23 protein-coding genes and 1 tRNA gene are annotated in these 26,366 nt (G+C 68.4%); 10 read left to right on the top strand and 14 right to left on the bottom strand.

Features of this window, described 5'->3' with window-relative positions:
- Positions 1–22: 22 nt before the first annotated feature.
- Positions 23–2,587 (bottom strand): bifunctional lysylphosphatidylglycerol flippase/synthetase MprF, encoded by a 2,565-nt coding sequence (gene mprF, locus QP512_RS14695; protein ID WP_286069344.1) that lies wholly within the window; start codon positions 2,585–2,587, stop codon positions 23–25.
- A 192-nt stretch (positions 2,588–2,779) separates the two neighbouring features.
- Between mprF and QP512_RS14690 the strand changes: the two genes are divergently transcribed.
- Complete coding sequence (locus QP512_RS14690; RefSeq protein ID WP_005418155.1) at positions 2,780–3,127, top strand: RidA family protein; 348 nt, start codon at positions 2,780–2,782, stop codon at positions 3,125–3,127.
- Positions 3,128–3,180: 53 nt separating this feature from the next.
- Here the strand turns inward: QP512_RS14690 and rnfB are convergent, their stop codons facing one another.
- From rnfB to QP512_RS14645, 9 genes are all read right to left on the bottom strand, one after another.
- Positions 3,181–3,594, bottom strand: coding sequence for an Rnf electron transport complex subunit RnfB (rnfB, locus tag QP512_RS14685; protein WP_286069342.1), 414 nt, complete (start codon positions 3,592–3,594; stop codon positions 3,181–3,183).
- A 24-nt stretch (positions 3,595–3,618) separates the two neighbouring features.
- The gene (locus tag QP512_RS14680; protein WP_049426797.1) at positions 3,619–4,209 is read right to left on the bottom strand and encodes an HAD family hydrolase; all 591 of its coding nucleotides are present in this window, start codon (positions 4,207–4,209) and stop codon (positions 3,619–3,621) included.
- Positions 4,210–4,285: 76 nt separating this feature from the next.
- Positions 4,286–6,367 carry a methionine--tRNA ligase gene (gene metG, locus QP512_RS14675; RefSeq protein ID WP_286069341.1) on the bottom strand — a complete coding sequence of 694 codons (2,082 nt, stop codon included), beginning with the start codon at positions 6,365–6,367 and terminating at the stop codon, positions 4,286–4,288.
- A 102-nt stretch (positions 6,368–6,469) separates the two neighbouring features.
- A complete protein-coding gene (locus tag QP512_RS14670) occupies positions 6,470–6,913 on the bottom strand; it encodes a DUF2147 domain-containing protein (RefSeq protein ID WP_286069339.1) in 444 nt (147 codons plus the stop codon).
- Positions 6,914–7,277: 364 nt separating this feature from the next.
- Positions 7,278–7,682, bottom strand: coding sequence for a VOC family protein (locus QP512_RS14665; RefSeq protein ID WP_286069338.1), 405 nt, complete (start codon positions 7,680–7,682; stop codon positions 7,278–7,280).
- Positions 7,679–8,749 carry a serine hydrolase domain-containing protein gene (locus QP512_RS14660; RefSeq protein ID WP_286069337.1) on the bottom strand — a complete coding sequence of 357 codons (1,071 nt, stop codon included), beginning with the start codon at positions 8,747–8,749 and terminating at the stop codon, positions 7,679–7,681. Before QP512_RS14660 ends, QP512_RS14665 begins: the two co-directional genes overlap by 4 nt.
- A gap of 16 nt (positions 8,750–8,765) precedes the next feature.
- A complete protein-coding gene (locus tag QP512_RS14655; RefSeq protein WP_286069335.1) occupies positions 8,766–10,706 on the bottom strand; it encodes a DUF885 family protein in 1,941 nt (646 codons plus the stop codon).
- A 93-nt stretch (positions 10,707–10,799) separates the two neighbouring features.
- Complete coding sequence (locus QP512_RS14650) at positions 10,800–11,585, bottom strand: queuosine precursor transporter (protein WP_286069333.1); 786 nt, start codon at positions 11,583–11,585, stop codon at positions 10,800–10,802.
- Positions 11,582–12,265: a DUF502 domain-containing protein gene (locus QP512_RS14645; RefSeq protein WP_286069332.1), complete on the bottom strand. Its 684-nt coding sequence runs from the start codon at positions 12,263–12,265 to the stop codon at positions 11,582–11,584. The genes QP512_RS14650 and QP512_RS14645 overlap by 4 nt, the downstream gene beginning before the upstream one ends.
- A gap of 76 nt (positions 12,266–12,341) precedes the next feature.
- Between QP512_RS14645 and QP512_RS14640 the strand changes: the two genes are divergently transcribed.
- On the top strand, positions 12,342–13,670 hold the full coding sequence (locus tag QP512_RS14640; RefSeq protein WP_286069331.1) for a hypothetical protein: 1,329 nt from the start codon (positions 12,342–12,344) through the stop codon (positions 13,668–13,670).
- A gap of 772 nt (positions 13,671–14,442) precedes the next feature.
- Here QP512_RS14640 and QP512_RS14635 read toward each other — a convergent pair.
- The 4 genes from QP512_RS14635 to trxA form a co-directional block, all read right to left on the bottom strand.
- Complete coding sequence (locus tag QP512_RS14635) at positions 14,443–14,895, bottom strand: DUF4442 domain-containing protein (protein ID WP_286069330.1); 453 nt, start codon at positions 14,893–14,895, stop codon at positions 14,443–14,445.
- A 73-nt stretch (positions 14,896–14,968) separates the two neighbouring features.
- Positions 14,969–16,594, bottom strand: coding sequence for a CHASE2 domain-containing protein (locus QP512_RS14630; protein WP_286069329.1), 1,626 nt, complete (start codon positions 16,592–16,594; stop codon positions 14,969–14,971).
- Positions 16,591–18,216 (bottom strand): FecR domain-containing protein, encoded by a 1,626-nt coding sequence (locus tag QP512_RS14625; protein ID WP_286069328.1) that lies wholly within the window; start codon positions 18,214–18,216, stop codon positions 16,591–16,593. The genes QP512_RS14630 and QP512_RS14625 overlap by 4 nt, the downstream gene beginning before the upstream one ends.
- Before the next feature lie 183 nt (positions 18,217–18,399).
- Complete coding sequence (gene trxA, locus QP512_RS14620) at positions 18,400–19,257, bottom strand: thioredoxin (RefSeq protein WP_286069327.1); 858 nt, start codon at positions 19,255–19,257, stop codon at positions 18,400–18,402.
- A gap of 123 nt (positions 19,258–19,380) precedes the next feature.
- On the opposite strand from trxA, the gene QP512_RS14615 reads away from it, so the two are divergent.
- The 8 genes from QP512_RS14615 to QP512_RS14580 all read left to right on the top strand — a co-directional run bounded on the left by QP512_RS14615 (position 19,381) and on the right by QP512_RS14580 (position 26,271).
- Entirely contained in the window at positions 19,381–19,983 is a 603-nt protein-coding gene (locus QP512_RS14615) for a DUF998 domain-containing protein (RefSeq protein ID WP_286069326.1), read from the top strand.
- Between the two features lie 105 nt (positions 19,984–20,088).
- Positions 20,089–22,731, top strand: a complete 2,643-nt coding sequence (gene leuS / locus QP512_RS14610) for a leucine--tRNA ligase (RefSeq protein ID WP_286069325.1) — start codon at positions 20,089–20,091, stop codon at positions 22,729–22,731.
- A 136-nt stretch (positions 22,732–22,867) separates the two neighbouring features.
- Positions 22,868–23,452, top strand: coding sequence for an LPS assembly lipoprotein LptE (gene lptE, locus QP512_RS14605; protein WP_286069324.1), 585 nt, complete (start codon positions 22,868–22,870; stop codon positions 23,450–23,452).
- 9 nt (positions 23,453–23,461) lie between these two features.
- The gene (gene holA / locus QP512_RS14600; RefSeq protein ID WP_286069323.1) at positions 23,462–24,499 is read left to right on the top strand and encodes a DNA polymerase III subunit delta; all 1,038 of its coding nucleotides are present in this window, start codon (positions 23,462–23,464) and stop codon (positions 24,497–24,499) included.
- Positions 24,500–25,168 (top strand): nicotinate-nucleotide adenylyltransferase, encoded by a 669-nt coding sequence (nadD, locus tag QP512_RS14595; protein WP_286069322.1) that lies wholly within the window; start codon positions 24,500–24,502, stop codon positions 25,166–25,168.
- A gap of 58 nt (positions 25,169–25,226) precedes the next feature.
- Positions 25,227–25,637: a ribosome silencing factor gene (gene rsfS, locus QP512_RS14590; RefSeq protein ID WP_005418109.1), complete on the top strand. Its 411-nt coding sequence runs from the start codon at positions 25,227–25,229 to the stop codon at positions 25,635–25,637.
- A 64-nt stretch (positions 25,638–25,701) separates the two neighbouring features.
- Complete coding sequence (gene rlmH, locus QP512_RS14585) at positions 25,702–26,172, top strand: 23S rRNA (pseudouridine(1915)-N(3))-methyltransferase RlmH (protein ID WP_079222687.1); 471 nt, start codon at positions 25,702–25,704, stop codon at positions 26,170–26,172.
- A 22-nt stretch (positions 26,173–26,194) separates the two neighbouring features.
- Positions 26,195–26,271 (top strand) — tRNA-Asn (locus QP512_RS14580).
- Positions 26,272–26,366 lie beyond the last annotated feature (95 nt).

Raw genomic sequence — 26,366 nt, 5'->3', positions numbered from 1 at the left:
ATGCCCGGCGCCTCCGGGGGCGTCAGTTACGCCGCGGGTCCAGCGAGATCAACCGCGTGGCATCGAGCAGCGCGGCCGGCAGATGCATGCCGCCCGGTGCGGCCAGGTAGCGCGGCCGCCACTGCGGGTCGAACTTCGACTTGAAGCGGCGCAGGCCACTGAACCCGTAGAAGCGTTCGCCGTGCCGCGCCAGCAGGCCGGCCAGCCGGTTCCAGCGACCGGCCAGGCGATGCTGGGCCAGGCCGGACAGTGGGGCCATGCCCAGCGAGAAGCGCGCATAGCCCTGTGCCCGTCCCCACAGGAACAGCTCGATGAACAGGAAATCCATCGTTCCCTTCGGCGCCTCGCTGACGTGGCGCATCAGGTCCACCGACAGCTCGGCACCGGCCGGGGCCTGCCACAGGTTGGCGAAGGCCACGATCTGGCCCTCGGCTTCGACCAGTGCCACCGGGAAGCGCGCCAGGTAATCCGGGTCGTAGCTGCCCAGCGAGAAGCCCTTCTCGTCGCCGGCCTTGTCTTCCAGCCAGGCATTGGAAATTGCATGCAGGCGCGGCAGCAGGCTGGGAATCTCCTCCACCGGCGCCACGCGGAACGACAGGCCGCTGCGCTTGCCGCGGTTCCAGGCCTGGCGCAGGTCGGCACGTTCGCGGCCTTCCAGCCCGAAGTCATGCAGCGGCACTATGGCTTCCTCGCCCAGCTTGACCAGGCCCAGGCCGAGGTCGAGATAGGTCTGCCAGTAGGTCTCGCCAACCTGGTAGAACACCGGGCGAAGACCGAGCCGATCGGCTTCCTCGCGGAAGCGCCAGATCAACGCGCGCGCGACCTCCGGCGGCCCGACCGGATCGCCCATCGCGATCAGCGAGCCGCCATAGCGCTGCATCATCACGAAGCCCTGTTTGGCATCGTCGCGCAGCACTGCCTTGTCCGCGGTCAGCACCAGGCAGGCCTGGGTATCGGTGGCACCGGCCAGGACCAGCGCCAGCGATTGCAGCGTGGGTTCGTCGGCCGCCGGCAGCGGGCTGCGCGTGCTGTGCAGCAGCCGCGCCAGTCCGAACATCACCAGTGCGATGGCCACCACCAGCAGCGCACGCAGCGCACGTGGCGCGTTGCCGGACAGGGCGAATTCCCACCACAACTCGTTCTGGTATTCGACGTGACTGTAGGTGAAGAACAGCAGCCACGTGACCGCCACCAGCACCAGGCCGAGGTTGCGCAGCCACGGCCATGACCAGGCCTCGTCCAGCAGCGCACCCTGGCGGTAGAACTCGCGGCGTGCGGCCCACAGGGCCATTGCCACCAGCAGTGCGGACACCGCGATCAGCGGCTGGCCACCGCGCAGCCACAGCGGCAGCGGGGTGATCACGCACACCGCCATCGCCAGCATCCACGCCGCATGGCTGCGGCGGGCCAGGCCCTGGCCGATCAGCAGCAGCGCCACGCCGCTGAGACTGCCGATCAGATGCGAGGTTTCCAGGATCGGCAGCGAGGCGTTGACCAGATGACGGCGTGGCGTCGGCAGCGTGCCGTCGATGACCAGCGCGGCGCCGATGCTGAACGCTGCCAGCGCGATGATCTGCGGCAGCCACGGGCGCAGCGCGTTCCAGCCGGCCCGGGTTGCCCCGGCGCCAGCCTGCAGCGGCTGCCGCAGTGCGGGTGCCAGCGCAAGCAGCGTGGCCAATACCAGTGGCAGCACGTAATAGGTGACGCGGTAGATCAGCGCAGCGGCGAGTACCGCCGCCGGTGCCACCTGTGGCAGCAGCTTCAGCAGGCTCCATTCGAACACGCCCAGGCCGGCGGGAACGGTCGAGACCAGGCCGGCCAGCACCGCAACCAGGTACAGGCCGACGAAGCCGGGCAGGCCGGTCGGTGTCGAGTCCGGCAGCAGTACGTAGAACGCGGCGCTGGCCAGCACCAGCTCGATCACGCTGAGCACGGTGACGCCGATCATGGTGCGACGGTCAGGCAGCCACAAGGCGTGCCCGAGGACGCTGAACTGACGCCCCTCACGACCGACCAGCAGCAGGGTGGCCGCATAGGCGAGCAGCGCGACGATGCCGACCACGCGCACCGCTTCCGGATCGAGGGGTAGCGCCAGCGCCGCGGCCGCCGGTTCCATGCACAAGGCCACGCTGATCAGCAGCCACGCACCGAACACGAAGCCGAGCGTGCTCATCAGCACCACCTGGCCGATCTGCGCAAGGTCCAGGCCGGCGGTGCGGTAGCCGCGCAGGCGCACCGCGCCACCGGTCAGCGCGGCAAAGCCCACGGTCTGGCCGAGCGTGTGTGCAAGAAACGCCGTAATGCCGATGCGCGCCGGATGCACACGGATGCCGCTGCGGCGCAGGCCGATGGCATCAAAGCCGATCAGGCAGGCATAGCTGGCCAGGCCCAGCACGACGGTGAGCGCGATCTGCGTGCCACTGAGGTGGTGGAAGGCATGGCGGATCGCGCGGTAGCCGTTCTCATCGAACTCGTTGGCCAGGCCGTGCAGCGCCAGGGCGAGAATCAGCAGGGGGACGACGATGGTGAGGACCCGCTTCCATGCCGGGGTGGAGGGAGCGGTGGCGGGGTCGGTGGTTTCGGTCATCGGCGCAAGCGTGCGTCAGGGAGGGCGAGGGCGGTGTCAATGCAGCCGTGGCGCATCGTGCGCCTGTCGCTGGCATTTGACCAGCGTCGCTGTCGGAAGCCGGTAGTGACCGTGCGTGGATGGCGGCCCTGCACCCACCGTCGACCGGTTTGGAGGACAATGCAGGCCTGATCACCCGCAGGAGCCACGCCCATGATGGAGCGTTACGACGTCGGACCGCGCATGTCCGAAATGACCGTGTACAACAAGGTCGCCTACCTCTCCGGCCAGATTCCGGAAGACACCAGCCAGGACATCACCGGGCAGACCCGGCAGGTGCTGGCCGAGATCGACAAGCTGCTGGCGCTGGTGGCCAGTGACCGCCAGCACGTGCTGCGCGCCGAGGTATTCCTGGCCGACATCGCCGACTTCGACGGCATGAACAAGGCGTGGGACGAGTGGGTGGTCGAGGGTGCGACCCCGGCCCGCGCGACGTTCGAAGCCAAGCTGGCCCACGCCGAGTGGAAGGTCGAGATCGTGGTGACAGCGGCCGTGCCGTAACCCTTGTACGGGGCCAGATCCCTTTTTCCACGGAAAAGGGATCTGGCCCCTTGTTACAGGGGCAGCAGCTCGATGCAGTCCACCGGGCACGGCGGGATGCACAGCTCGCAGCCGGTGCACAGGTCGGCAATCACGGTGTGCATGTACTTGGCGCCGCCGACGATGGCGTCCACCGGACAGGCCTGGATGCACTTGGTGCAGCCGATGCAGTCGGCTTCCACGATCAGCGCCACCTGCGGCGCCTTGTGCGCGCCGCGCGATCGATCGAAGGGAATGGCAGGTACGCCCAGTACCTGCGCCAGTGCGCGCGCTCCCGCATCGCCACCGGGCGGGCAGCGGTCCACGCCCGCCTCGCCACGCGCCATCGCCTGCGCATACGGTCGGCAACCCTCGTAGCCGCATTGCCCGCATTGGGTCTGCGGCAGCAGGCGGTCGAGGCGTTCGGTGAGGGGCGGGATCAGGCTCATGCGTGGCGAAGGCTGCGCGTTGGGTTACTTCAGGGGTTTGCCGCGGAACCAGCGCTCGTGGGCCAGCGCCAGCATCGGCTTGTCTTCGGAACTGTCACCGTAGGCATGGATGCGCACGTAACGCGACAGATCGAACTGGCGACGGATGTGCTCGACCTTGCGCGGGCCACAGTCGCCACCGGCGTAGCGGCCGGTCAAGCGTCCGTCCTGGCTTTCCAGCCGGTTGCAGATCAACTGCAGGCCCAGCTGCTCGCACCACGGCCGCAGGTACAGGTCCAGCGAGCCGGACACGATCACCACGGTGTGCTGCTGTTCCTTGTGCCAGCGGATCTGCTCCAGCATTTCCGGGCGCACCACGTCGGGCAGGAACTCGCGCGAGAAGCCGGCGGCAAGGGTGGCGATGTCGTCACTGTGGCGGTCGCTGAAGGTCAGGCGGGTGACCCGCGCACGGATACGTTCGGCCGAGATCAGCTTCAGCTTGTACGCGAGCAGCCACGGGCCGACCTTCCACCAGGCCTGCGCCAGCTGTTCGGCAGTGGCCACGCGGCGCAGGAAACGGCCATAGGTATCGCAGGTGGTCACGGTGTGGTCGAAGTCGAACAGCGCCAGTTCCATTCCGTTGCCTCCCATCGCGTTGCCCCGTGGCCGGTGCCGCCGGCGGGCGTGGCCGCAACCACGCCCGCTGCAGGCATCAGCGGACCGGCATGCCCGGCTGCGCGCCGCTGTCGGCGTCCAGCAGCGCCAGCGCGCCACCGTCGAAACCGGCCGACAGGATCATGCCTTCGCTCAGGCCGAAGCGCATCTTGCGCGGGGCCAGGTTGGCGATGAACACCACGCTGCGGCCCACCAGCTTCTCCGGCTCGCCGTAGCTGCCACGGATGCCGGAGAAGATCTGGCGCTTGCCCAGCTCGCCGGCGTCCAGTTCGAAGCGCAGCAGCTTGTCCGAACCGTCCACGAACTCGCAGACCAGCACCTTGCCGATGCGCAGGTCGAGCTTGGCGAAATCGTCGATGCCGATGTAGGCCGGGGCGTCGGCGCCCTTGGCTTCGTCCTTGGCCGGTGCCGGTGCGGCCGGCTTGACCGCTTCGGTCCTGGCGGCGGGGGCGGCGGCAGCGGCCGGCTGCAGGGTGTCCTTGGAGGCGTCGATCATGGCGTCAATCTTCTTCGGGTCGATACGGGTGAACAGGGGGGTGTAGTCGGTGATGCGGTGGCCCAGCAGCGGCTGCGCCAGCTCGGTCCAGTCGTTCACCGGCGCGGCCAGGAAGGCCTCGGCCTGCGCGGCGGTGGCCGGCAACACCGGCTTCAGGGCGGTGACCAGCACGCGGAACAGGTTCAGGCCCTGGCTGCACACCGCCTGCAGCTGCGCGTCGGCGCCTTCCTGCTTGGCGATCACCCACGGCTTGACGTCGTCGATGTAGCGGTTGGCTTCGTCGGCCAGGGTCATGGTCAGTCGGATCGCCGCGGCCGGGTCGTTGCGCTCGTAGGCTTCACGGATCGGCGCCAGCCCATCGACGAAGCGCTGGTACTGCGCGGCATCGGGCAGCTGCGCGGCCAGCTGGCCGTCGAAGCGCTTGCTGATGAAGCCGGCGCAGCGGCTGGCCAGGTTGACGAACTTGCCGACCAGGTCGGCGTTGACGCGGGCGATGAAGTCACCCAGGTTCAGGTCGAGATCATCGACGCCACCGCCGGACTTGGCTGCGTAGTAGTAACGCAGTGCTTCCGGTTCCAGCCCCGCGTCGAGGAAGGTGCGCGCCATGACGAAGGTGCCGCGCGACTTGCTCATCTTGGCGCCGTCCACGGTCAGGTAGCCGTTGACGTGCAGGCGGGTCGGCGCGCGGTGGCCGGTACCGTGCAGCACCGCCGGCCAGAACAGGCCGTGGAAGTTGACGATGTCCTTGCCGATGAAGTGGTGCAGCTCGGTGCTGGTACCGGCACGCAGGTGCGATTCGAAGTCTTCGCCGAGATTGCCGCACAGGGTCTGGAAGCTGGACAGGTAGCCGATCGGCGCGTCCAGCCAGACATAGAAGTACTTGCCCGGCTGGCCGGGAATCTGGAAACCGAAATACGGTGCATCGCGCGAGATGTCCCACGCGCGCAGGCCACCTTCGGCATTGAGCCACTCACCCAGCTTGGCCTTCACGCCCGGCAGGGCGACGTCGCCGGCCAGCCATTCGCGCAGGAACGCATCGAAATGGCCCACCTCGAAGAAGAAGTGCTCCGAATCGCGCATTTCCGGCGTGGCACCGGAGATCACCGAACGCGGCTCCTTCAGGTCGGTCGGCGCATAGGTGGCGCCGCAGACTTCGCAGTTGTCGCCGTACTGGTCGGGGCTGCCGCAGTTCGGGCAGATGCCCTTGACGTAGCGGTCGGGCAGGAACATGCCCTTGGCCGGGTCGTAGAACTGCGCCACCGAACGGCGGCTGATGTGGCCGGCCGCTTCCAGCTTCAGGTAGAACTGCTCGGTCAGCGCCTTGTTGGCTGCCGAGTTGGTCGAGTCGTAGTGGTCGAAGGCCACGCCAAAGGCGGCGAAGTCACGTTCGTGGCTGGCCTGGATGTTGGCGATGAAGGTTTCCGGGGTGACCCCGGCCTTTTCCGCGGCCAGCATGATCGGCGTGCCATGGGTGTCGTCGGCGCACACGAACCAGGCCTTGCCGCCGCTCATTCGCCGCGCGCGCACCCAGATGTCGGCCTGGATGTAGCCGACCAGGTGGCCCAGGTGCAGCGGGCCGTTGGCGTAGGGCAGGGCGGTGGTGACGAGCGCGGTACGGGTCATGGTCGCGGGGTGAAGCCGAGGGGAACCGCAGAGTATCGCATGCCCGCAACGAGGTGACCCGGCCGGGGCCGGGTCACGGGGGTTCTGCGCGGGCCGGGGCGGTTACTCGCGCACCCAGGTCTGGGTACGGCAGATGAAGGCGATGCAGCCGGCCACGTCCAGCTTGGTGCCGCCGGTCTGCAGTTCCATCTTCGATTTGTAGGTCTTGCCGTTGGCCGGATCGAGGATGGTGCCGCCGGACCACTTGTTGCCGCCGTCGGACTTCAGGTTCCAGAGGATGGTCATGCCCTTGACCGGCTTGTTCCTGTTGGCGCCTTCGCAGCCATCGCAGATCGGGTTCGGGCCCTTGTCCGAATGCAGGATCTCGACCACCTTGCCGGTCAGGGTGCCATTGGCGGCCTGGCTGATCTCGACGATCGACTTCACCTTGCCGGTCTTGTCATCGATGGTCTTCCAGCGGCCGGCGGCACTGTCGGCGGCCTGCGCGGAGAGCGCGGCCAGGCACAGCGGCAGCGCCAGCAGCAGGGTCTTGAAGGTCTTGCGCATGGTCCCCTCCCAGGGTTCATTCCGGCACGATGCCGGTACAGGTCGACTGTATACCCATTCGGCGGGGTATGGGGAAGGGGGCGTTGGCCGGGTTGCACCCGGCACCCGCAGAGGCGAAGGCAACAGCAACAGCCAGCACTCCGCGGGATGGCGGGGTGGGTGCGGTTGCGGGGGACGCCGTGAACCCGTCCCTGGGGGCTTGGCCGCGGCATCCATGCCGCGGACACCCCCGCAAACGGACCCGCCCCACCTTCGACAGAGTCCTGCGATCTGCCGAAATGGAACGGCCTGCTCTTGGTGGGTGTCGACCTTGGTCGACACGTAGATCCACGCCGTGCATGGATGAATCACGATTGAAGAACGCTCAACCGACTTCGTAAAGCTCCAGCGGCAGACCATCCGGATCGGCCAAGAAGGTGAAACGGCGGCCGGTGTATTCGTCCACCCGGATCGGTTCGCAGTCCACGCTGTGCTCTGCCAGGCGCTGGATGAACGGTTCCAGTGTGGCCACGCGGAACGCGAGGTGGCGCAGGCCCTGGGCTTCGGGGCGGCTGGGGCGTGGCGGTGGCGAGGGGAAGGAGAACAGTTCCAGCTGGCCGCCGTCGGGCAGGGCCAGGTCCAGCTTCCAGGAGTCGCGCGCGGCACGGTAGTTCTCGGCCAGCACGCGCAGGCCGAGGATGCGCACGTAGAAGTCCTTCGAGCGCGCGTAGTCGCTGCAGATCAGGGCGGCGTGGTGGATGCCCAGCAGGGTGTCGGACGCAGCGGTCATTGCAGGATGTCCAGCCAGCGCTGGGCGATCTTCTGCGCCAGCGGATAGGGTTCGGGGTCATTGCGGTTGGTCAGCACGATCACGGTCAGGTGCTTTTCCGGGTGGCGCACGATCACGTTGCGGAAGCCGATGCTCTCGCCGCTGTGCCATTGCACCTGGCCGTTCAAGCGCCAGCCGAAACCGTAATGCGGCACGTCCGGTTCCGACGTGGTCGTGGCCGGGCTGAACATCGCGCGGCGCGAAGCTTTCGACAGCAGGCGGTCGTCATACAGTGCGGCGTCCCAGCGGGCGAGATCGTCCAGCGAGGAATAGATGCCGCCGTCGCCGAGCACGGCGCTGGTGGTGCTCTGGTCGGTGCGCTGCCAGCGGCCGTCAATCAGGCTGTAGCCATAGGCACGTGCCGCCACTGTATCAATACCGTCCTGGTGGGCCACGGTGCGGGCCATGCCCAGCGGCGCGAAGATGCGCTGCTGCAGGAAGGCGGCGAAATCCTGGCCGGACGCGCGGCCGACGATGAGCGCGAGCAGTGCATAGCCGCTGTTGCTGTAGCGGTACTGCGTGCCGGGTGCAAAGTTCAGGCGATCCTGGCCCGACAGCAGGGTCAGCACATCGGCGTCATGCACCTGGCGGGTGTCGGCCGGGTCCATCAGGTCTTCGTAGTCGAGCAGGCCGCTGGTATGCGACAGCAGCTGGCGGACGGTGATGGCCGCCGCTGCCGGCGGCAGCTCGGGCAGCCACTGGCGGGCGGTCTGGTCCAGCCCAAGCCGGCCGTCTTCCACCAGCAGCAACACCGCTGCGGCGGTGAACTGCTTGCTGACCGAGGCCAGCCGGAAGTTGCTGGCGGCGGTCACCGCAGTACCGTCTTCCACCACCGCCAGGCCGTAGCCGCGGCGGAACACCGGTTGTCCGTCATGCAGCACCAGCACTGCGGCGCCGGGCACCTGGCCATCGTAGGCCCGCATCAGGCCGTCGATACCCGCATCCGGTGGGGTCAGCACCGGTGCGGCGGAGGCGGCCAGCGGCAGCAGGCCCAGCACGACGGCGAACAGGGCGACGGCAGGGCGCATGGCGGCTCCGGACGGGTCAGGGCGAAGGGGCGGGGGGGCTGCTGGCGGGCTGCGCCATCCAGCGGTCCATCTTGCGGCCCAGCACATCCAGCGGCATCGAGCCGTCCTTCAGCAGCTCGGCGTGGAAGCGACGCAGGTCGAAGGCGGCGCCTTGGCGGGCCTTGGCCCTGTCGCGCAGGGCGACGATGGTGGTCAGGCCGGCCACGTTGGACAGCGCCTGGCCGGGCTGGGCCATGATCCGCTCGACTTCGGCGTTGGCGTCATCGCTGCTCATGTCCACGGTCTTCTGCAGGTAGGCCACGGCCTGCTGCTTGCTCCAGCCCTGGGCATTGACGCCGGTGTCGGCCACCACGCGCGCGGCGCGCAGCAGTCGCGAGTACAGGTAGCCGATACGGTCGTAGGGATCGGTGTAGACGCCGAGGTCTTCGCCCAGCGTTTCGGCGTACAGTCCCCAGCCTTCGACGAACGCAAGATCGCCACCGAGGCGACGGAAGCGCGGCAGCTTGGCCAGTTCCTGTTGCAGGCCCAGCTGCACGTGATGGCCGGGAACCGCTTCATGCAGGTACTGCACCGGCACGTTCCAGCGCTTGCGGCTCGGCAGGTCGCGGGTGTTGATGTACAGCACGCCCGGTTGCCCGGCCGCCGACGGCTGGTAGGCGGCAGCAGCGGCGGTCAGTGCGCGCTCCGGCTCCACCGCACGGACCTCCAGCGGTGCCTTCGGCAAGGTATCCAGCACCTGCGGCAGGCGCGCGTTGACCTGTTGCTGTACCTGGCGGTAGCGGTTGATCAGCGCATTGGCATCGCCGTACTGGAACTGGCGGTCGTTGCGCATGCTGCGCAGCAGCTTGGCCGGCGTGCCACGCAGCTTGGCATCCTTCATCACCGTGGCGATCTGCGCCTGCAGTTCCTGCACGCGCTGCTCGCCCAGCGCGTGCAGCTGCGCGGCGGTCTGGTCGCTGGCGGTGGTCTGCACGATCAGGTTGGCGTACCACGCCTGGCCATCGGGCAGCGCGCCCAGGCCACTGCTGGCGCGCGTGGCGGGCAGGTACTCGGTGGCGATGAAGCCGCGCAGGGCGCGGTAGGCCGGCATGATGCGCAGTTCGATCATGCGCTTGTACTCGGCGCTGATGCGGGCCTTGTCTTCAGCCGCGATGGTGTTCGGCATGGTGCGGATCGGCGACCAGAAGATGCTCTCTTCCGCGGTCGGCTTGATCACCGCATCCAGCTGCGGCAGCACCTTTTCCATCAGGTCGCGCGGCTGGACCACGCCCGCCTTCATGCCCTGGCGCATGTTGTCGATGGCCTGGTCGAACAGCTCGGGAATGCCGAGCGAGCGGCGCGACCAGGTGTCGTAGTCCTGCACGGTGTTGAAGGGCTGCGCGCCGGCGCCGGCACCGAGGATCGCCATGATGCTGCCGATGTTGTAGTACTGGCTGATCGGCATCATCCAGCTCGGGTAACGCTCGGCGGCGAGCGAGGCGCGCGCGTCGCGCACGAAGATCTCGTAGCTGAGCAGGTCCTGGCCCTGCAGTCCGTCGCTACCGACTTTTTCCACTTTGCCCAGCCATTGGGTGGTGAAGTCGTGCGACTGCTGGCGCCAGGCGGCGGACAGGATGTTGGGCAGCTGGTCGTTGTAGCGGGTCTCGCCCTGGAAGGTGGCCTGCAGCGGGTTCAACCGCATCGAGGCATCCCAGTATTCGTCGTACAGGCGTTCCAGCTGCACCTGCTTGGGTACGGCGCGGGCCGGCGCGACCGGACGCGGCGCGGCGCGGCGCGCCGAGCTGCCGCGGGCCGGCGCGGTGGCGCGGGCGGGCCTGGCCTTGGGTTTGGCAGCCTGGCGGGTCTGCGCGGCGGCAGGGCGGCTGGCCTTCTTCTTCGCTGCTTCGGCCGACGGCACGGCGCTGAACAGGAACAACGCGGCGATGGCGGCGGCCAGGACGCGAGTGGGATGCGGCATCAGGAGCTTCCGTGGAACACAGACGTGGAGCTTGCACGATCCGGCCGCGTACGGCCAGCGTGAAGGCGCAGTCAGCGTTTCGCTGCTGGGCCTTCAGTCAGCCGCGGCGGCGGCACGCAGCGCGCCCGCGCGGTCGGCGCCCAGATAGCGGGTGATCGCGCGCCGCATCAGGTACAGCAACGGAATCAGGGCGATCGCGAACCCCATCTTGTAGACGTAGTTGACGCTGGCGACCGCCAGGAACAGCGAGGTCGGCCAGTGCTGCGGGCCGAGCACAAAGGCGATCCAGATCACCACGAAGCTGTCCACCACCTGCGAGATCGCGGTCGAACCGGTGGCGCGCAGCCACACATGGCGTTCGCCGGTGGCCTGGCGGATGCGATGGAACACCGCCACGTCGATCAGTTGGCCGAGCAGGAAGGCCACCAGCGACCCGGCGATGGTCCACATGCCCTGGCCGAACACGGCGGCGAACGCGGCCTGGTAATCGGGCACGCCGTGGGCATCCATCGAGGTGACCCACCAGCTGGCCGGCGCCAGCGAGATGGCCGCGAACGCGAACAGGAAGCCGTAGCCGATCAGCACCACCGCCAGCCACGAGATGAAACGCACCCCGCGCTTGCCGAAGAACTCGTTGATGGTGTCGGTCATGATGAACACCACCGGCCACAGCAGCGTACCGGCGGTGAAGCTGAGCGAGCCGGTCTGGCCGAACAGGTTCCAGTTCAGCGGGTCGATGCCGAGGGTGTCTTCCAGGGCGAAGATCTTCACCCCGATCAGTTCGGCCAGCACCGCGTTGCCGCAGAAGAACGCAGCCAGCACGATGAACAGCAGGACCGCACGATCCTGCAGCGGGCGCTCGATCGGCGCCGGTGTCATGCGGTGCGTTCGCCAGCGCGGGTGAACGGCACGCTGGCCGGTGCCACGGCGCCACCGGAAATGATGAAGCTCATCGCCTGGTCCACGGTCCAGTCGGTGGGGGTGAGCAGCTCCACCGGCACGATTTCCAGATAGCCCGAGGTCGGGTTCGGCGTGGTCGGCACGTATACCGCGGCCAGCTCACGGTCGGTGCCGTGTTCCTTGATGACGCGGGTCACCAGGCCGACCGATTTCATGTCGCGGTGCGGGAAGTCGATCAGCACCACGCGCTGGGTGCTGCCCGGTTCGGTCTGCAGCATGTCCAGCAGCTTCTTGGCGCTGTCGTAGATGATGCTGGCCAGCGGAATGCGCTTGATGACCGCGCCGACCCAGCGCAGCAGGCGCTGGCCGAGCACGCGGCGGCTGGCCACGCCCACCGCCAGGATCACCAGCAGGGTGGCCAGCAGGGCGATGGTGTCCTGGATCCACTCGGCACGGACCCAGCCGAGGTAATGCGGGAAGCTGGTCGCGATCTGTTCGGACAGCGGCACCACCAGCGGGCTGGAGATGCCCGACAGCAGCACGAACACGAACTTGACCACGACCCAGGTCAGCCAGATCGGCAGCAGGGTCAGCAGGCCGGTCAGGAACAGGCGCTGCAGGGAGGGACGGGGAACCAGGGCGGGGGCTTCGAGCGACATGTGTGCATTGTAGCGGTCAGTACCGGTCGATTACGCTGGGCAATCGACAGCGGCAACGGCACATGGAAGGGAAGCTGTGTTGAGGATTCTGCGCGGACTGGGCTGGACCCTGGCGGGCGTGCTGGTGCTGGCCATCGTGGTGTGGTGCGCCTCACGCATGTGGCCGGTGCCCGAATCGCGGCTGCAGGCGCAGCAACGGCTGGAAGCGCGGCTGCCGGCGATCGGGCGCAATGGCTATCCGCTGCTGTGGACGCTGGCGTTTGACGACCTGGATAGCCGCCAGCGCGAGCAGGCGCTGGCCGAGGACGTGCGGCGCTGGGAGGCCGACCCGCGCGGTGACAGGCTCACGCCGTCGCACCTTGCGGCGAACCATCGTGAACTGCGCGCGCGGGCGTCCGCCAGCTGCGGGCCCAGCGCCCGCGACTGCCTGGCACAGGTGCGGGCCGACCCGCAGCGGTTTGCCGACGCCCATGCCGGCCACCACCAGCTGCACGCACGGCTGGACGCGCTGGCCGACGCGGACCACTTCGTGTCGCCGTTCCGGCCGAAGGGCGACGGGATGATGGTGCCGCTGCCGACCTACGGGCTGATGCTCGATGCCACCAGTGCACGTGCGCTGGCCTATGTGCAGGGCGATATCGATGGCGCGCTGCGTGGCAGCTGCCGTGGCCTGCAGCTGGGTCGTCGGCTGGTGCCCGGTGGCAGCTATCTGGTCGAGAGCATCATCGGCGCCAGCCTGGTGCAGGCCAATGCGCAGCTGCTGGCCGACATGCTGGTGGAATTGCCTGCCGACCACCCGCTGCCGGACGAATGTGAACGTGCCATGCAGCCGATGCTGGCCGACGAGCAGAGCCTGTGCCGTGCAATGCAGGGCGAGTACGCGATGAGCCGCGCGGCAATCGAGTCTTCGGCCCGGGAATTTGGCGGGGTCCTGGTGCTGGACCGCAGCAGCACGCTGGCGCGCGCGGCCGGCAATCTGGGTTGGGCCTGTGGGGCGGCAGCGACCGTGGCACTGGAGGCGGATCGCCCACTGCCGGTAGCGGCACCGCTGCAGCATGACTTCGGGTGCCTGTCGAACGTGATGGGCTGCGTGCTGACCGACATCGCTGGCCCGGTCTATCCCGCCTATTCGTCACGCACCCAGGATGCCGCGGCGATGCTGCGCCTGCTGGGCGCGCAACGCTGGCTGCGGCAGCAGGCGGGAGACCCGATGGATGCGCTGCAACGGTTGCCGGCGCAGTTCGCCTCGCCGGTGCGGGTGCCGCAGCTCGCCGCCGACGGGCGTTCCCTGCAGGTGCCGCGTCGCTCGCCCACCCGCGGCAACGACGAAAGCCCATGGCTGTCGGTGCCACTGGTGGCCGCTGACGCCGCAACAGCAACCGCAACCGCCCGCGCCCGCGACTGAGCAGAACCCTGGTCGGCGCCGGCCAGCGGATCGAATGCCCAGCCATCGCCCACGCTCTGCAGCGTCCAGCGCTGGCTGCTGCGCAGTGGGTGCCAGCGCACGCTCTCCTTGTCGTCCTCGATGCTGCCCTCGGTACGTTTCACCTTGCGCGTGGAAAAGTTCACGCTCACCGAGGTGGTCTGTCCGGAATTGCGCATCACCGAGTTCTGGTCGTAGCCGATCAGCGCGAAGGCATCGTCCTGCCACCGGAAGGTGAAGGCGGTGGTCCCCATCGACCAGCTTCCCGCGCTGGAGAAGGAAAACAGGGCTACCCTCAACGTGCCGCGCTGGATGCTGACACCGCCATCCTCAAGCGGGTCGCTCATCACCGGGTTGTCCGGGCGCGGAATCAGCTGGTGGTCCTGCACCGCCAGCACATAGCCGGCCGGGCGTGACCACGCAACGGCGAGAATGCGGGGGTTGCTGTCGTACGGCGATGGGCCGAAGCCATCGTGCTCGATGACGTTGCGCGGGTCCTGCTGGCGCAGTACCAGGACCAGATCAGCGCGGCCATCCTGGTCGAGATCGCCTTCGATGCTGGATTCAAGCGTCCAGCCGTTGGGCACGAAGCCGGCCGCATTGGCGGCCTGTGCCGGCAGCGTCGGGTACTGCACAGGCGGCAGGTCGAGGGAATGGGCCGCAAAGGGCAGGGCGGTCAGCAGTGCGGCAACGGCGGACGGGCGCATCGGAGCCTCCATGGCAGGGAGGCAGAGGATAGCGCCCGCGCACGGGGTCAGCGCGCGTGGGGCTTCAACCGCAGGTAGACCTGCTTGCGCACCTGGGCCACCACCTCGCCGCTTTCATCAACCACGTCGTTGCTGAACCAGCGCAGCACCTTGTCACCATTGGCGGCTTCGGCACGCAGCTCATCCAGCAGCGTGTCGTCGATGCGGAAGGAGGTGCGCACCGTGCCGCGGCCGGGCTTGAGGAAGTCGATGGCGCCTGCGCGGTCCCACACGTAGTAGTCGCGGCCGAGGATGTGCAGCAGGCCCAGCATCCAGAACGGATCGGTCATCGCGAACAGGCTGCCACCGAAGTGGGTGCCGACGTAGTTGCGGTTCCACGGCCTCAGGCGCAGCGCGACGTCGATCTGCCGATAGTCGGGCGTGATGCGGGTGACGTGGATCCCGGTGAACAGGAACGGCGGCCAGAGGTTGATGCCGAAGCGGAACAGGCGGGCGTTCATGCGGATCCGGGGCGCTGGGCGAGGCGCCCAGTCTAACCATTCGCATGCGTATGTTGCGCCCCGGTGACGCCGGTCACGCTTCGCCGTCGACCACATACCCGTCGCGGCCATTGGCCTTGGCCTGGTACAGGGCGGCGTCGGCGCCTTCGACGAAATGGTGTGGCTGCAGCTCGGCGCCGGGCACGCGGGTGAACACGCCGATGGTGAGCGTGACCCGGTCGTCGCTGCCATCGCCATGGGCGGGCAGCGTACGCACGCAGTCGATCAGATCCTGGATCACCTGCCGCGCACCTTCGGCCGGGGTATCGGGCAGCACCAGCGCGAATTCGTCGCCGCCGTAGCGTGCAGCCATGTCGCGCGGCCGGCGTGCATGCGCGCCAATCAGCTGGGCAACGTCCCGCAGCACGCGGTCGCCGACCTGGTGGCCGTGGCGGTCGTTGTGGCGCTTGAAGTGGTCGACGTCGATCAACGCCAGGCTCAGTGGCTTGCCGCTGCGTCGTGCGGCATCGCACTCCTGCTGCAGCGACTGCTCGAAGCGCAGCCGGTTGCCAAGGCCGGTCAGGGCATCGCGGTTGGCCTGGCGGTGCCAGGCCGAGATCCTCCAGATCGCCCAGCACAGCAGCACCAGCACGATGCCCAGCAGGGCGGTGGCCGGCGCCCACCACAGGTCACCGGCCCGCAGCAGCAGCCAGCTCAGCAGCGGCGCCGCGGGCAGCGACATCAGCGCCACCAGCCAGGGCAGGCGCAGACCGAGCAGGATCACGCACAGCGCCACCAGGACGGCACTGATCACGTGTTGCCAGGGGCGTGGCAGCACGTCGATCTGCTTGTGCTGCAGCAGCATCGAGGCGATGTTGGCCTGGTACTCGCTGCCGCTCATCCAGAACTCGCGGGTGGTCGGGGTCAGCAGCCGTGGTGCGATGCCGCTGGCGGTCATGCCCACCACGATGCGGCGGCCATGCAGCATCGCCATGTCCACGTGACCATCCAGTACGTCGGCATAGGACACCTGTGGCAGCCGTTCGGGTGGCCCGGCATAGCGCACCCGCACGTAGTCGTCCCGCCGCCATTGATACGGGGAATCCACCTCCGGGTCTGGGTCGGGCAGCCCGCGTGCGGCGCCGGCCGGCAGTCCGGCAAGGGCCAGCCCCAGCGCCGGCCAGTGGGCCTTGCCGATGCCAGCGTGCAGATAGACGCCGCGGGCCACACCATCACCGTCCACTTCCACGTCGGTATGGCCGATGGCGGCCGCACTGGCGGCGATCTGCGGGATCGGCAGCATTTCCTCGGCCATGCGGTCGCCGGCCGCGGGCGCGGCCAGCACCGGCAGGACAACGCGCCCGTTGCGCCGTATCGCGGCAGCCAGCGTTTCGTCCTGGCGATTGTCGCGACGGTCCGGCTCGGACAGCATCAGGTCCAGTGCCACGCGTTCAACGCCGGCATCGGTCAGCCGGTCCAGCAGCCGTGCATGGACCGAGCGCGGCCACGGCCACTGGCCGATGCGCTGCAGGCTGCCTTCGTCGATCGCCACGATCAGCACGCTGGGGTCGGGGCGGTACTCCCAGCCACCGACCATCGCGTCGTAGGCGGTTTCGTCCTGGCGCCACAGCCACTGGCCCTGGCTGGCCACGGCCGTCAGTATTCCGGCCAGCGCCGCCAGCAGGATCCGCTTCGACCACGGCAGCGGTGAGCGCCTCACAACAACAGCCACAGCAGCAGTGCGCCGCCGCCGGCACCGTAGCAGAGACGGCACGGCAAGGTGATCTGCTGGGCGGGCGAGAATTCGCCGGCGTGGCCGTCATCGTCGATGTACTGCACGCGCACATGCAGCGTGCCGCGCCACGGGCGCTTGAACCTGATCTGCGGTTCGGTCAAGGTTTCGTCGACCTGCGGCGCCTTGAAGTCGCCACGGCGGTCAACCTGCACCCGGTAGCGCTGGCCTTCGCTGCCGGCCTGCCAGCGCAGGGTCAGTTCGCCGTGCGCGGCTTCGGGCGGCTGCAGCGCGGGATCAACCGGTTCGTTGCTGAGCTGCAGCGGCAGTGCCTGGCCATAGCGTCCCTGGTGGCCGTTTGCATCGCGCGAGGCAACCCGCCAGAAGTACTGGCCAGGCGGCAGTGGCTGCGCCAGGCGCAGGTCGGTTCCGGCGCTGGCCTGTTCCTGCAGGGGCTGTGCGAAGGTGGCATCGGCCGCGATCTGCAGCACGCTGCTGCGCGCGCCGGGGGCCTGGGTCCAGCGGAAGCGGGGACGATCGCTGTTGACGGTCTGCCCGTGCAGCGGCGATACGGTGATCGGCGGTGGCGGCTGGTCGCTGAGTTCGAAATCGGCGCTGGCGTCGAGGCCTTCCACGCCCTGCGCATCGACCGCGCGCAGCAGGACGCGCAGCTGGCCCGGCGGCAGGTCGCCGATGGCCAGGCGGGTATCGGTGGTGGTGGCAGCAAACAGCAGGATTTCCGGTGTGGTTGCCTGCACCACTTCCACGCGGTAGTGCGCGGCGCCGGTGACCGGCGCCCACGCCAGCAGTGCCGGCAGGGGCGCCAGGCGCAGTTCGTCGTTGCGCAGCTGCGGTGCCGGCAGCAGCGGGGAGACCGCGTCCGGTGCGGCATCGGCGCTGCCGCTGAGCGTGGCCTGGCCCGGCCGGACCAGGCGCTGTCCGTGGGTGTTGCCGACCTGCACCTTGCCCTGGAGCACTTCGGTGGCGCCCACATGGCCGGCGTCTCCGGCACTGACGCGGAACACGGTGCCGCGCACGCTGCTGGTGGCGGTGGGCGCATCGATGATGTAACGCGATGCCGGACCGCGCGCGGGCGTCACCCGATTGCTGGCGCGGCCCTGCTGCAGGCGCAGGCGGGTGTCCACCATGCCGGTGTGGCCATAGCGGCTGAGCTGGTCCAGGCGCAGGCGCGAGTACTCACGCAGCTGCAGGCGCGATGCATCGGCAAACTCCAGCGTGACGCTGGATTCGCCCTCGGTCTGCACGGTGTCACCGATGTGCAGCTGCTCGCCGGCCTGGATGGCGCGGCTGGCGCTGCCGTCGCCGGCGGACAGTTCGACCTTGCCGCGGACCGAGAGCACCCGCGCCGGCGCCGGTTCGGTGCGCAGCCAGCTGATCGGAAAGCGCAGCAGCTGGCCGGGCGGCAGCCGGTAGGGGTTGTCGATGCGGTTGTGCTGCTGGAGCTGTTGCCAGCGCACCGAGGGCTTCAGGTACACGCCTCCCAGGTCCCACAGGGTATCGCCGGGGCGGACCCGGTAGTTCCAGTCCTGCGCGGCCGCGATGGCCGGCAGCAGAAGGAGGGCACAGAGGACGGCGCCCCTGGAGCGCATGGCAGAAAACAGCGAGCGGACGAAGGTCACAGTTTTGCAATCCCGGCAATGCGGGGGTGCAGCTGCAAGACCCCATGGCCCCGACCTCATCCCCCCGAACGGATCGTGGCGGCCGTACGGCCGCCATCGCACGCATTATTGCCCGCGTCCAGTGCAGGGATTCTGAACGAACCCGGCTGCCGTTCAGAACAGCAGGGATGCCATCCTGCGCCGGTACTGGCCGACCAGGTCCTCGTCGGAGATCACATTGAAGGCATCGATCAGCGCCTTGCGCGGCAGGCCGTCCTCGAAACTCCGGTCGATCCGCAGCATTTCCAGGAATTGTGCCAGCGCGGCTTCGTCATGGCCGCCCAGCAGCAGCTGCACGCCGCGCAGGTGGCGGGCCCTGAGGTCGTTGCCGTCGGCGGCGATACGCGCGTCCAGCACCTCGGCGGCCGGGGCGTCCTTCAGCGCCGCGGCAAAGGACAGGCGGGCGCGGGCGCGCACGGCGCGGTCGTCGGTGGCCAGGTTGGCGGGGAGGCCGTCGATCAGCGTGCCGGCTTCGTCCACGCCGCCGATCTGCAGCAGGGCCAGGGCCAGGTCGAGCTTCAGTTCGTCCTTGTCCGGCTCGGCGGCGATCTGCGCACGCAGTACATCCACCTGCGCCTGCGGATCCAGCGGCGCTTCGTCTTCGGCGGCGGTGTCACCGACATCAGCCGGCACGATGCCGTGCTGGGCCAGGAATTCACGCAGCTGGCCTTCCGGAATGGCACCCGGGAAGCCGTCCACCAGCTGCCCGCCCTTGACCAGGAACACGGTCGGCACCGAGCGGATCTGGAAGGCGGCGGCGATCTGCTGTTCCTTGTCGACGTCGACCTTGGCCAGCTCGAAGGCGCCGTTGTACTCAGCGGCCAGCTTTTCCAGCATCGGGCCCAGGGTCTTGCACGGCCCGCACCACGTGGCCCAGAAGTCGACCAGCACTGGCGTCTGCAGCGACTTCTGCAGGACTTCGGCCTCGAAGGTCGCAGTGGTGGCGTCGAATACGTAGGTCGTTTCGGTCATGGGGGAGGCATCGTTTGGCATCTGGAGACCGATTCTATGGTGACGATCGCTGCCGGTCTCAACCCGGGGTGCGGCAAATGCCCGACAATGCGGTCTCCCCGTTGCCGTTGTTCCGGAGCCCGCATGTCGTCACTGTCCCCGTTGTTGCGCCTGTCCGGCCTGGTCGCTGCGCTGCTGTTCGTGCTGGCGGTACTCGGCTTCGGTGCCGGCCTGGACGGTTATGCACAGGTCCGCCATCCGGTGGCCCTGCTGGGCGCGCAGGGCGTGCCGCATGCCCTGGCCTTCAATCTGCTGGGCTTCGTGCTGCCGGGCCTGCTGGCGGTTGTCGTGGCCGAGTGCCTGCGCCGTGGACTCCCCGCAACGGCAGGGTGGGCGCCGCGGGTGGGCAGCCAGATGCTGCTGCTGGCGGGACTGGCCTTTGCCGCCATGGGCCTGCTGCCGCTGGACGTGGACGACCTGCATGGCCCGGCCAGCCAACTGCACGCCAGCGCCTGGATGATCTGGGTGCTGGGCTTTGTCGCCGGCACCCTGCTGCTGGGCATGTCCCGGTTGCGCCAGGCGCAGGGCCGTGGCCTGGGGGGAATGGCGGTGGCCTGCGGCGCGCTGGCGGGGCTTGCCGCCTTCGCCCTGCAGGGATTGCTGCCGGCACCGCTGGCGCAGCGGATTGCGTTCGCCTGCTGGGCGGGCTGGCTGGCGCTGGCCCTGCCGCTGTCGCGGCCACGCTGAGACCGCTTCCGGGTGCCCGTGGCACCCATGGCCGGCGGACAGGATTGGAGCCATTTGCCGCACTGCGGTACGCTGTACCGCTTTGCCGCCGCATCCGCGTGTTCCATGACCAGCGCTGAAACCAACGCCTACGACCCGCAGCAGGTTGAATCCGCCGCCCAGCAGTACTGGGACGCCACTCGTGCCTTCGAAGTCGACGAGACTTCGGACAAGCCGAAGTACTACTGCCTGTCGATGCTCCCGTACCCGTCCGGTGCGCTGCACATGGGCCACGTGCGCAATTACACCATCGGCGACGTGATCAGCCGCTACAAGCGCATGACCGGCCACAACGTGCTGCAGCCGATGGGCTGGGACGCGTTCGGCCTGCCTGCGGAAAATGCCGCGATCAAGAACAAGACCGCACCGGCGGCGTGGACGTACAAGAACATCGAGCACATGCGTGGCCAGTTCAAGGCCATGGGCTATGCGGTGGACTGGTCGCGCGAATTCGCCACCTGCCGCCCGGACTACTACGTCCACGAGCAGCGCATGTTCACCCGCCTGATGCGCAAGGGCCTGGCCTACCGCCGCAACGCGGTGGTGAACTGGGACCCGGTCGACCAGACCGTGCTGGCCAACGAGCAGGTCATCGACGGCCGTGGCTGGCGCTCCGGCGCGCTGGTCGAAAAGCGCGAGATTCCGCAGTGGTTCCTGCGCATTACCGATTATGCCCAGGAGCTGCTGGACGGCCTGGATGAACTGGATGGCTGGCCGGACTCGGTCAAGACCATGCAGCGCAACTGGATCGGCCGTTCCGAAGGCCTGGAGATCCAGTTCGACGTGCGTGACGTCGACGGCGGCGTGCTGGACCCGCTGCGTGTGTTCACCACCCGCCCGGACACCGTGATGGGCGTGACCTTCGTGTCGATCGCCGCCGAGCACCCGCTGGCGCTGCACGCGGCGAAGAACAACCCGGAACTGGCTGCGCTGCTGTCGGAAATGAAGCAGGGCGGCGTGTCCGAGGCCGAGCTGGAGACCCAGGAAAAGCGCGGCATGGACACCGGCCTGCGTGCCATCCATCCGGTCACCGGCGAGAAGGTGCCGGTGTGGGTCGCCAACTTCGTGCTGATGGGCTATGGCACCGGTGCGGTGATGGCTGTTCCGGGTCATGACCAGCGCGACAACGAAGTGGCCAACAAGTACGGCCTGCCGATCGTGCAGGTCATCGCCCTGAAGGACCCGCGCAACGACGACGAGCGCACCTGGGACGGTGCCCGCTGGCAGGACTGGTACAGCGACAAGAGCCGCCAGACCGAACTGGTGAACTCGGCCGAATTCGACGGCCTGGACTTCCAGGGCGCCTTCGAAGCCCTGGCCGAACGTTTCGAGCGCAAGGCCCAGGGCCAGCGCCGCGTCAATTACCGACTGCGCGACTGGGGCGTGAGCCGCCAGCGCTACTGGGGCTGCCCGATTCCGGTGATCTACTGCGCCAAGTGCGGCGCGGTGCCGGTGCCGGAAGAACAGCTGCCGGTGGTGCTGCCGGAGGACGTGGCGTTCTCGGGTACCGGTTCGCCGATCAAGACCGACCCGGAATGGCGCAAGACCACCTGCCCGGACTGCGGTGGCGCGGCCGAGCGCGAGACCGACACCTTCGACACCTTCATGGAGTCGAGCTGGTACTACGCGCGCTACACCTCGCCGGGTGCCCGTGATGCGGTCGACAAGCGCGGCAACTACTGGCTGCCGGTCGACCAGTACATCGGCGGCATCGAGCACGCGATCCTGCACCTGATGTATTTCCGCTTCTACCACAAGCTGCTGCGTGACGCGCGGATGGTGGACAGCAACGAACCGGCGCGCAACCTCCTGTGCCAGGGCATGGTGATTGCCGAAACCTACTACCGCCCGAACCCGGATGGCTCGAAGGACTGGATCAACCCGGCCGATGTGGAAGTGCAGCGCGACGAGCGCGGCCGCATCACCGGCGCCACCCTGATCGCCGACGGCCAGCCGGTGGTGGTCGGTGGCACCGAGAAGATGTCCAAGTCGAAGAACAACGGCGTGGACCCCCAGGCGATGGTCGAAAAGTACGGTGCCGACACCGTGCGCCTGTTCTCGATGTTCGCTGCGCCGCCGGAACAGTCGCTGGAGTGGAACGAAGCCGGCGTGGACGGCATGGCCCGCTTCCTGCGCCGCCTGTGGGCCCAGGTGCAGAAGCACGCGGCCGATGGCCCCGCCCCGGCGCTGGATGTGGCCGCGCTGGATGCCAACCAGAAGGCGCTGCGCCGCAAGACCCACGAGACCATCGGCAAGGTCGGTGACGACTACGGCCGCCGCCACAGCTTCAACACCGCCATTGCCGCGGTGATGGAACTGATGAACGCGCTGGCCAAGTTCGATGACGGCAGTGCTCAGGGGCGCGCTGTGCGCCAGGAAGCGCTGCAGGCCATCGTGCTGCTGTTGAACCCGATCACCCCGCATGCCAGCCACGCCCTGTGGCAGGTGCTGGGTCATGACGAGACGCTGCTGGAAGACCAGCCGTTCCCGCAGGCCGACGCCGGTGCCCTGGTGCGCGACGCGCTGACCCTGGCGGTGCAGGTCAACGGCAAGCTGCGTGGCACCATCGAAGTGGCCGCCGATGCCGCGCGCGAGCAGGTCGAGGCGTTGGCGTTGGCCGAGCCGAACACTGCCAAGTTCATGGAAGGCCTGACGGTGCGCAAGATCATCATCGTGCCGGGCAAGATCGTGAACATCGTCGCCGCTTGATGTACCCCGCATCCGCCGCCTGCAGGGTGGCGGGTGTCCTCCCGGTGCAGGGCCACTCAGTTGATGGCCCTGCATTCACGCGGCTTCGGGCAGGCTGTGTGTTGCCGTGATCGCCCGGCTCCGCCAGACTGTCCTCATGACCCGAATCCTGCTTGCCCTCGTTCTCGCCCTCGGCCTCGCCGGCTGCGGCTTCCATCTGCGCAACAAGCTGATGCTGCCGACCGACACCGCGCCGGTGAAGGTGGTCTCCACCGCGCCGTACAGTGAACTGGTCAAGCTGCTCAACCGCAGCCTGCTGGCGTCGGGTGCCAAGCTGGCCGACGAAGACAGCAAGGAACCCAGTACCCAGCTGCAGGTGTTGTCCGAACGCTGGGGCGACCTGCCGATCGCCATCGACTCGCAGGGCCGTGCCCAGGAATACAGCCTGCGCTATGCGGTGATCTTCATCTTCCGTCGTGAGGACGGCAGCGAGCTGGTGCCGCAGCAGGTGATCGAACTGTCGCGCGATTACGTGTCGCCGCCGACCGACGCCACCGGTACCACCACCGAACGCGAGATCCTGGCCGATGAACTGCGCCGGGAAATGTCCGCATCGATCATCCGCCGCATCGACAGCGTGGTCCGTGCCGAAATCGAGAAGGGCGGCAGCCTGTCGGCGCCGAAGGCCAGGCCGGTTGAAGGGGCGGTGCCGGCCGAGCCGGTCCCTGCAGCCAAGCACTGAGCCGCGGCGATGGAACTGCGTCCGGAGCAGCTGGCCAGCCAGGGCGCTGATACCGCGCTGGCGCCGGTCTACCTGATTGCCGGCCCGGAAACCCTGCGTGTGCTGGAGGCGGCCGACGCCATCCGCGCGCGCGCGCGCGCCGCCGGTATCGGCGAGCGCGCCGTGTTCGACGCCGATGGCCGCGACTTCGACTGGAACCAGCTCGACGCCAGTTTCAATGCGCCCAGCCTGTTCAGCGCCCGCCGCCTGGTCGAGGTGCGCCTGCCCAGCGGCAAGCCGGGCAAGGACGGGGCCGAGGTGATCAGCCAGTTCTGCGCCAACCCGGCGCCGGACGTGGTGCTGATGATCACCGCCAACGAATGGAGCAAGGCCCACCAGGGCAAGTGGGCCGAGGCAGTCAGCCGCATCGGCGTGCTGTCGGTGGCCTGGGCGATCAAGCCCCACGAACTGCCGGACTGGATCGAGCGCCGCCTGCGTGGCAAGGGCCTGCGCGCCGACCCGGCCGCCGTGCAGCGGTTGGCCGAGCGGGTGGAAGGCAATCTGCTGGCCGCTGCCCAGGAAATCGACAAACTGGCGCTGCTGGCCGATGGCCAGCCGCTGGACGTGGAACGGATGGAGTCACTGGTGGCCGATGCTGCCCGCTACGACGTGTTCCGCCTGGTGGAGGCCGCGTTCTCGGGCCAGCCGCCGGCGGTGCTGCGCATGCTGGCGGGCCTGCGCGGCGAGGGCGAGGCGGTGGCCGCGCTGATGCCGATGGTGATCCGCGAGCTGCTGGCCGGGGCCGGCCTGGCCCGGGTACAGGCGCGCGGCGGCAACCTGGCCGCCGAAATGAAATCGCGCGGTATCTGGGAATCGCGGCAGGCACCCTACAAGCGTGCGCTGCAGCGGCACCCGGAAGGCAAGCGCTGGGAGCGCTTCGTGGCCGAGGCGGGGCTGGTCGACCGCATCGCCAAGGGGCGCGCTGACGGCGATGCCTGGCTGGCGCTGGAACGCCTGCTGGTGGCGGTGGCCGAACCGCGTGCCGTGCGCCTGCTGGCGCGGGCCTGAGTGATGAGCCTGCGGATCTATTACGGGGGCACCTTCGATCCGGTGCACCTCGGCCACCTGGCGATCGCGCGCGCCGCCCGGGATGAGCTGCAGGTTGCCGTACGCATGCTGCCGGCGGCGGATCCGCCGCATCGCGCAGTGCCGGGCGCAAGCGCTGACCAGCGCTTTGCCATGCTCTCGCTGGCCATCGGCGATGAACCCGGCCTGCTGCTGGATCATCGCGAGCTGGACCGGGCGCTGCGTTTCCCGGGCCGCCCGTCCTACACCGTCGACACCCTGCGCGAGCTGCGCGGTGAACTCGGCCCGAGCCGGCCGCTGGCCTGGCTGGTCGGTGCCGACAGCCTGCTGGGCCTGACCCGCTGGCACGAATGGGAGGCCCTGTTCGGTCTGGCCCATTTCGTGGTGGCTGAGCGGCCGGGCAGCCCGCTGCGCACTTCGGTGGATGGCGAGCTGGGGCGCGCGCTGGAAGGGCGCTGGGCCGACAGCGAACAGGCCCTGTTCGCCAGCCCGGCCGGGCGCATCCTGCGCCTGCACCATCCGCTGCGCGAGGAGTCGGCCAGTGCCGTCCGGTCGCAGATCGCCACCGGCGGCCCCTGGCGCGCACTGCTGCCGCCGGCCGTTGCGGACTATGTCGCTGCACATGGGCTGTACCGCCCGGCATCGCCGTGAATGGCGCCGCCGCGCCATCCCCGTATAATCGCCCCCACGTTTATCGAGTCGATCCACTTTGAGCAACCAGACCCAGCCCCAGACCATCAAGGTCGATCTGCCCAGCCCGCCGCCGTCCGTGCCGGAACTGCTGGCCAGCGTCCGCCAAGCCACCGAAGACCTGAAGGCCAAGGACCTGGTCGAGATCGACGTGCGCGGCCGGTCCAGCGTTGCCGACTACATGATCGTCGTTTCGGGCACCTCGACCCGCCACGTCAAGTCGATCGCCGATGAAGTCGTGCGCTTCGCCAAGAACATCGACGTGATGCCGCTGGGTGTTGAAGGTGAGCGCGAAGCCGAATGGGTGCTGGTCGACCTGGGCGACGTGATCGTGCATGTGATGCTGCCGCGCGTGCGTGAGTTCTACGCCCTCGAGCGCCTGTGGACCGTCGGCGACCAGCCGCCGTCCAGCGACGACGAAGTGGCCTGAGCCGCACGTTGATGCATCCCTTCGACGGCGCCGATGGCGCCGTCGACGTTTTGGAGGACCGTTGATGAAAGCCCGCCTGATCGCCACCGGTGAACGCGCGCCCAGCTGGGTGGCGCAGGGTTTTGCCGAGTACCAGAAGCGGCTGTCGCACTGGTTGCCGTTCGAGCTGGTGGAAATCGAGCCCGGCCTGCGCGGCAAGGGCCGCGATGCGCGTCGCGCCACCGAGGACGAAGGCAAGCGTGTGATCGCCGCGTTGCCGAAGAATGCCTACGTGGTGGCGCTGGATGTGCCCGGCCGGCAGCTCAGTTCCGAACAGCTGGCGCAGCGCCTGGAACACTGGCGTGGGCAGGGCAGGGACCTGGCGTTCCTGATCGGTGGCCCGGAAGGACACTCGCCGGAAGTCTCCGCGCTGGCCGATGAAAAGTGGTCGATCGGACCGCTGACGTTGCCGCACATGCTGGTGCGGCTGGTGGTGGCCGAGCAGTTGTATCGGGCAGCGGCAATGATTGCCAATCACCCCTACCATCGCGCGTGAAGAGTGGTTATACTAGTCGTCTGCCCGAATAGCTCAGCCGGTTAGAGCACTTGACTGTTAATCAGGGGGTCGTTGGTTCGAGTCCAACTTCGGGCGCCACCTTGAAGAGACCTGCATCGCAAGATGCAGGTCTTTTTTTTGCGTTGTTGCAGCGCCGAGCCCGTGCTCGGCTTCGAGGGTGCAGCCGAGCATGG

It is taken from the genome of Stenotrophomonas sp. 57 (genome assembly GCF_030291075.1).
GTDB lineage: Bacteria > Pseudomonadota > Gammaproteobacteria > Xanthomonadales > Xanthomonadaceae > Stenotrophomonas.
The sequence above is the reverse complement of the archived record's forward strand: the minus strand, read 5'-3'. Positions and strand labels throughout refer to the sequence as shown.

What these genes read in the sequence shown, in the direction of transcription:
- mprF (WP_286069344.1), bottom strand. Translation starts at nt 2,587, where the DNA reads ATGACCGAAACCACCGACCCCGCCACCGCTCCCTCCACCCCGGCATGG.
- QP512_RS14690 (WP_005418155.1), top strand. Translation starts at nt 2,780, where the DNA reads ATGATGGAGCGTTACGACGTCGGACCGCGCATGTCCGAAATGACCGTG.
- rnfB (WP_286069342.1), bottom strand. Translation starts at nt 3,594, where the DNA reads ATGAGCCTGATCCCGCCCCTCACCGAACGCCTCGACCGCCTGCTGCCG.
- QP512_RS14680 (WP_049426797.1), bottom strand. Translation starts at nt 4,209, where the DNA reads ATGGAACTGGCGCTGTTCGACTTCGACCACACCGTGACCACCTGCGAT.
- metG (WP_286069341.1), bottom strand. Translation starts at nt 6,367, where the DNA reads ATGACCCGTACCGCGCTCGTCACCACCGCCCTGCCCTACGCCAACGGC.
- QP512_RS14670 (WP_286069339.1), bottom strand. Translation starts at nt 6,913, where the DNA reads ATGCGCAAGACCTTCAAGACCCTGCTGCTGGCGCTGCCGCTGTGCCTG.
- QP512_RS14665 (WP_286069338.1), bottom strand. Translation starts at nt 7,682, where the DNA reads ATGACCGCTGCGTCCGACACCCTGCTGGGCATCCACCACGCCGCCCTG.
- QP512_RS14660 (WP_286069337.1), bottom strand. Translation starts at nt 8,749, where the DNA reads ATGCGCCCTGCCGTCGCCCTGTTCGCCGTCGTGCTGGGCCTGCTGCCG.
- QP512_RS14655 (WP_286069335.1), bottom strand. Translation starts at nt 10,706, where the DNA reads ATGCCGCATCCCACTCGCGTCCTGGCCGCCGCCATCGCCGCGTTGTTC.
- QP512_RS14650 (WP_286069333.1), bottom strand. Translation starts at nt 11,585, where the DNA reads ATGACACCGGCGCCGATCGAGCGCCCGCTGCAGGATCGTGCGGTCCTG.
- QP512_RS14645 (WP_286069332.1), bottom strand. Translation starts at nt 12,265, where the DNA reads ATGTCGCTCGAAGCCCCCGCCCTGGTTCCCCGTCCCTCCCTGCAGCGC.
- QP512_RS14635 (WP_286069330.1), bottom strand. Translation starts at nt 14,895, where the DNA reads ATGAACGCCCGCCTGTTCCGCTTCGGCATCAACCTCTGGCCGCCGTTC.
- QP512_RS14625 (WP_286069328.1), bottom strand. Translation starts at nt 18,216, where the DNA reads ATGCGCTCCAGGGGCGCCGTCCTCTGTGCCCTCCTTCTGCTGCCGGCC.
- trxA (WP_286069327.1), bottom strand. Translation starts at nt 19,257, where the DNA reads ATGACCGAAACGACCTACGTATTCGACGCCACCACTGCGACCTTCGAG.
- QP512_RS14615 (WP_286069326.1), top strand. Translation starts at nt 19,381, where the DNA reads ATGTCGTCACTGTCCCCGTTGTTGCGCCTGTCCGGCCTGGTCGCTGCG.
- leuS (WP_286069325.1), top strand. Translation starts at nt 20,089, where the DNA reads ATGACCAGCGCTGAAACCAACGCCTACGACCCGCAGCAGGTTGAATCC.
- lptE (WP_286069324.1), top strand. Translation starts at nt 22,868, where the DNA reads ATGACCCGAATCCTGCTTGCCCTCGTTCTCGCCCTCGGCCTCGCCGGC.
- holA (WP_286069323.1), top strand. Translation starts at nt 23,462, where the DNA reads ATGGAACTGCGTCCGGAGCAGCTGGCCAGCCAGGGCGCTGATACCGCG.
- rlmH (WP_079222687.1), top strand. Translation starts at nt 25,702, where the DNA reads ATGAAAGCCCGCCTGATCGCCACCGGTGAACGCGCGCCCAGCTGGGTG.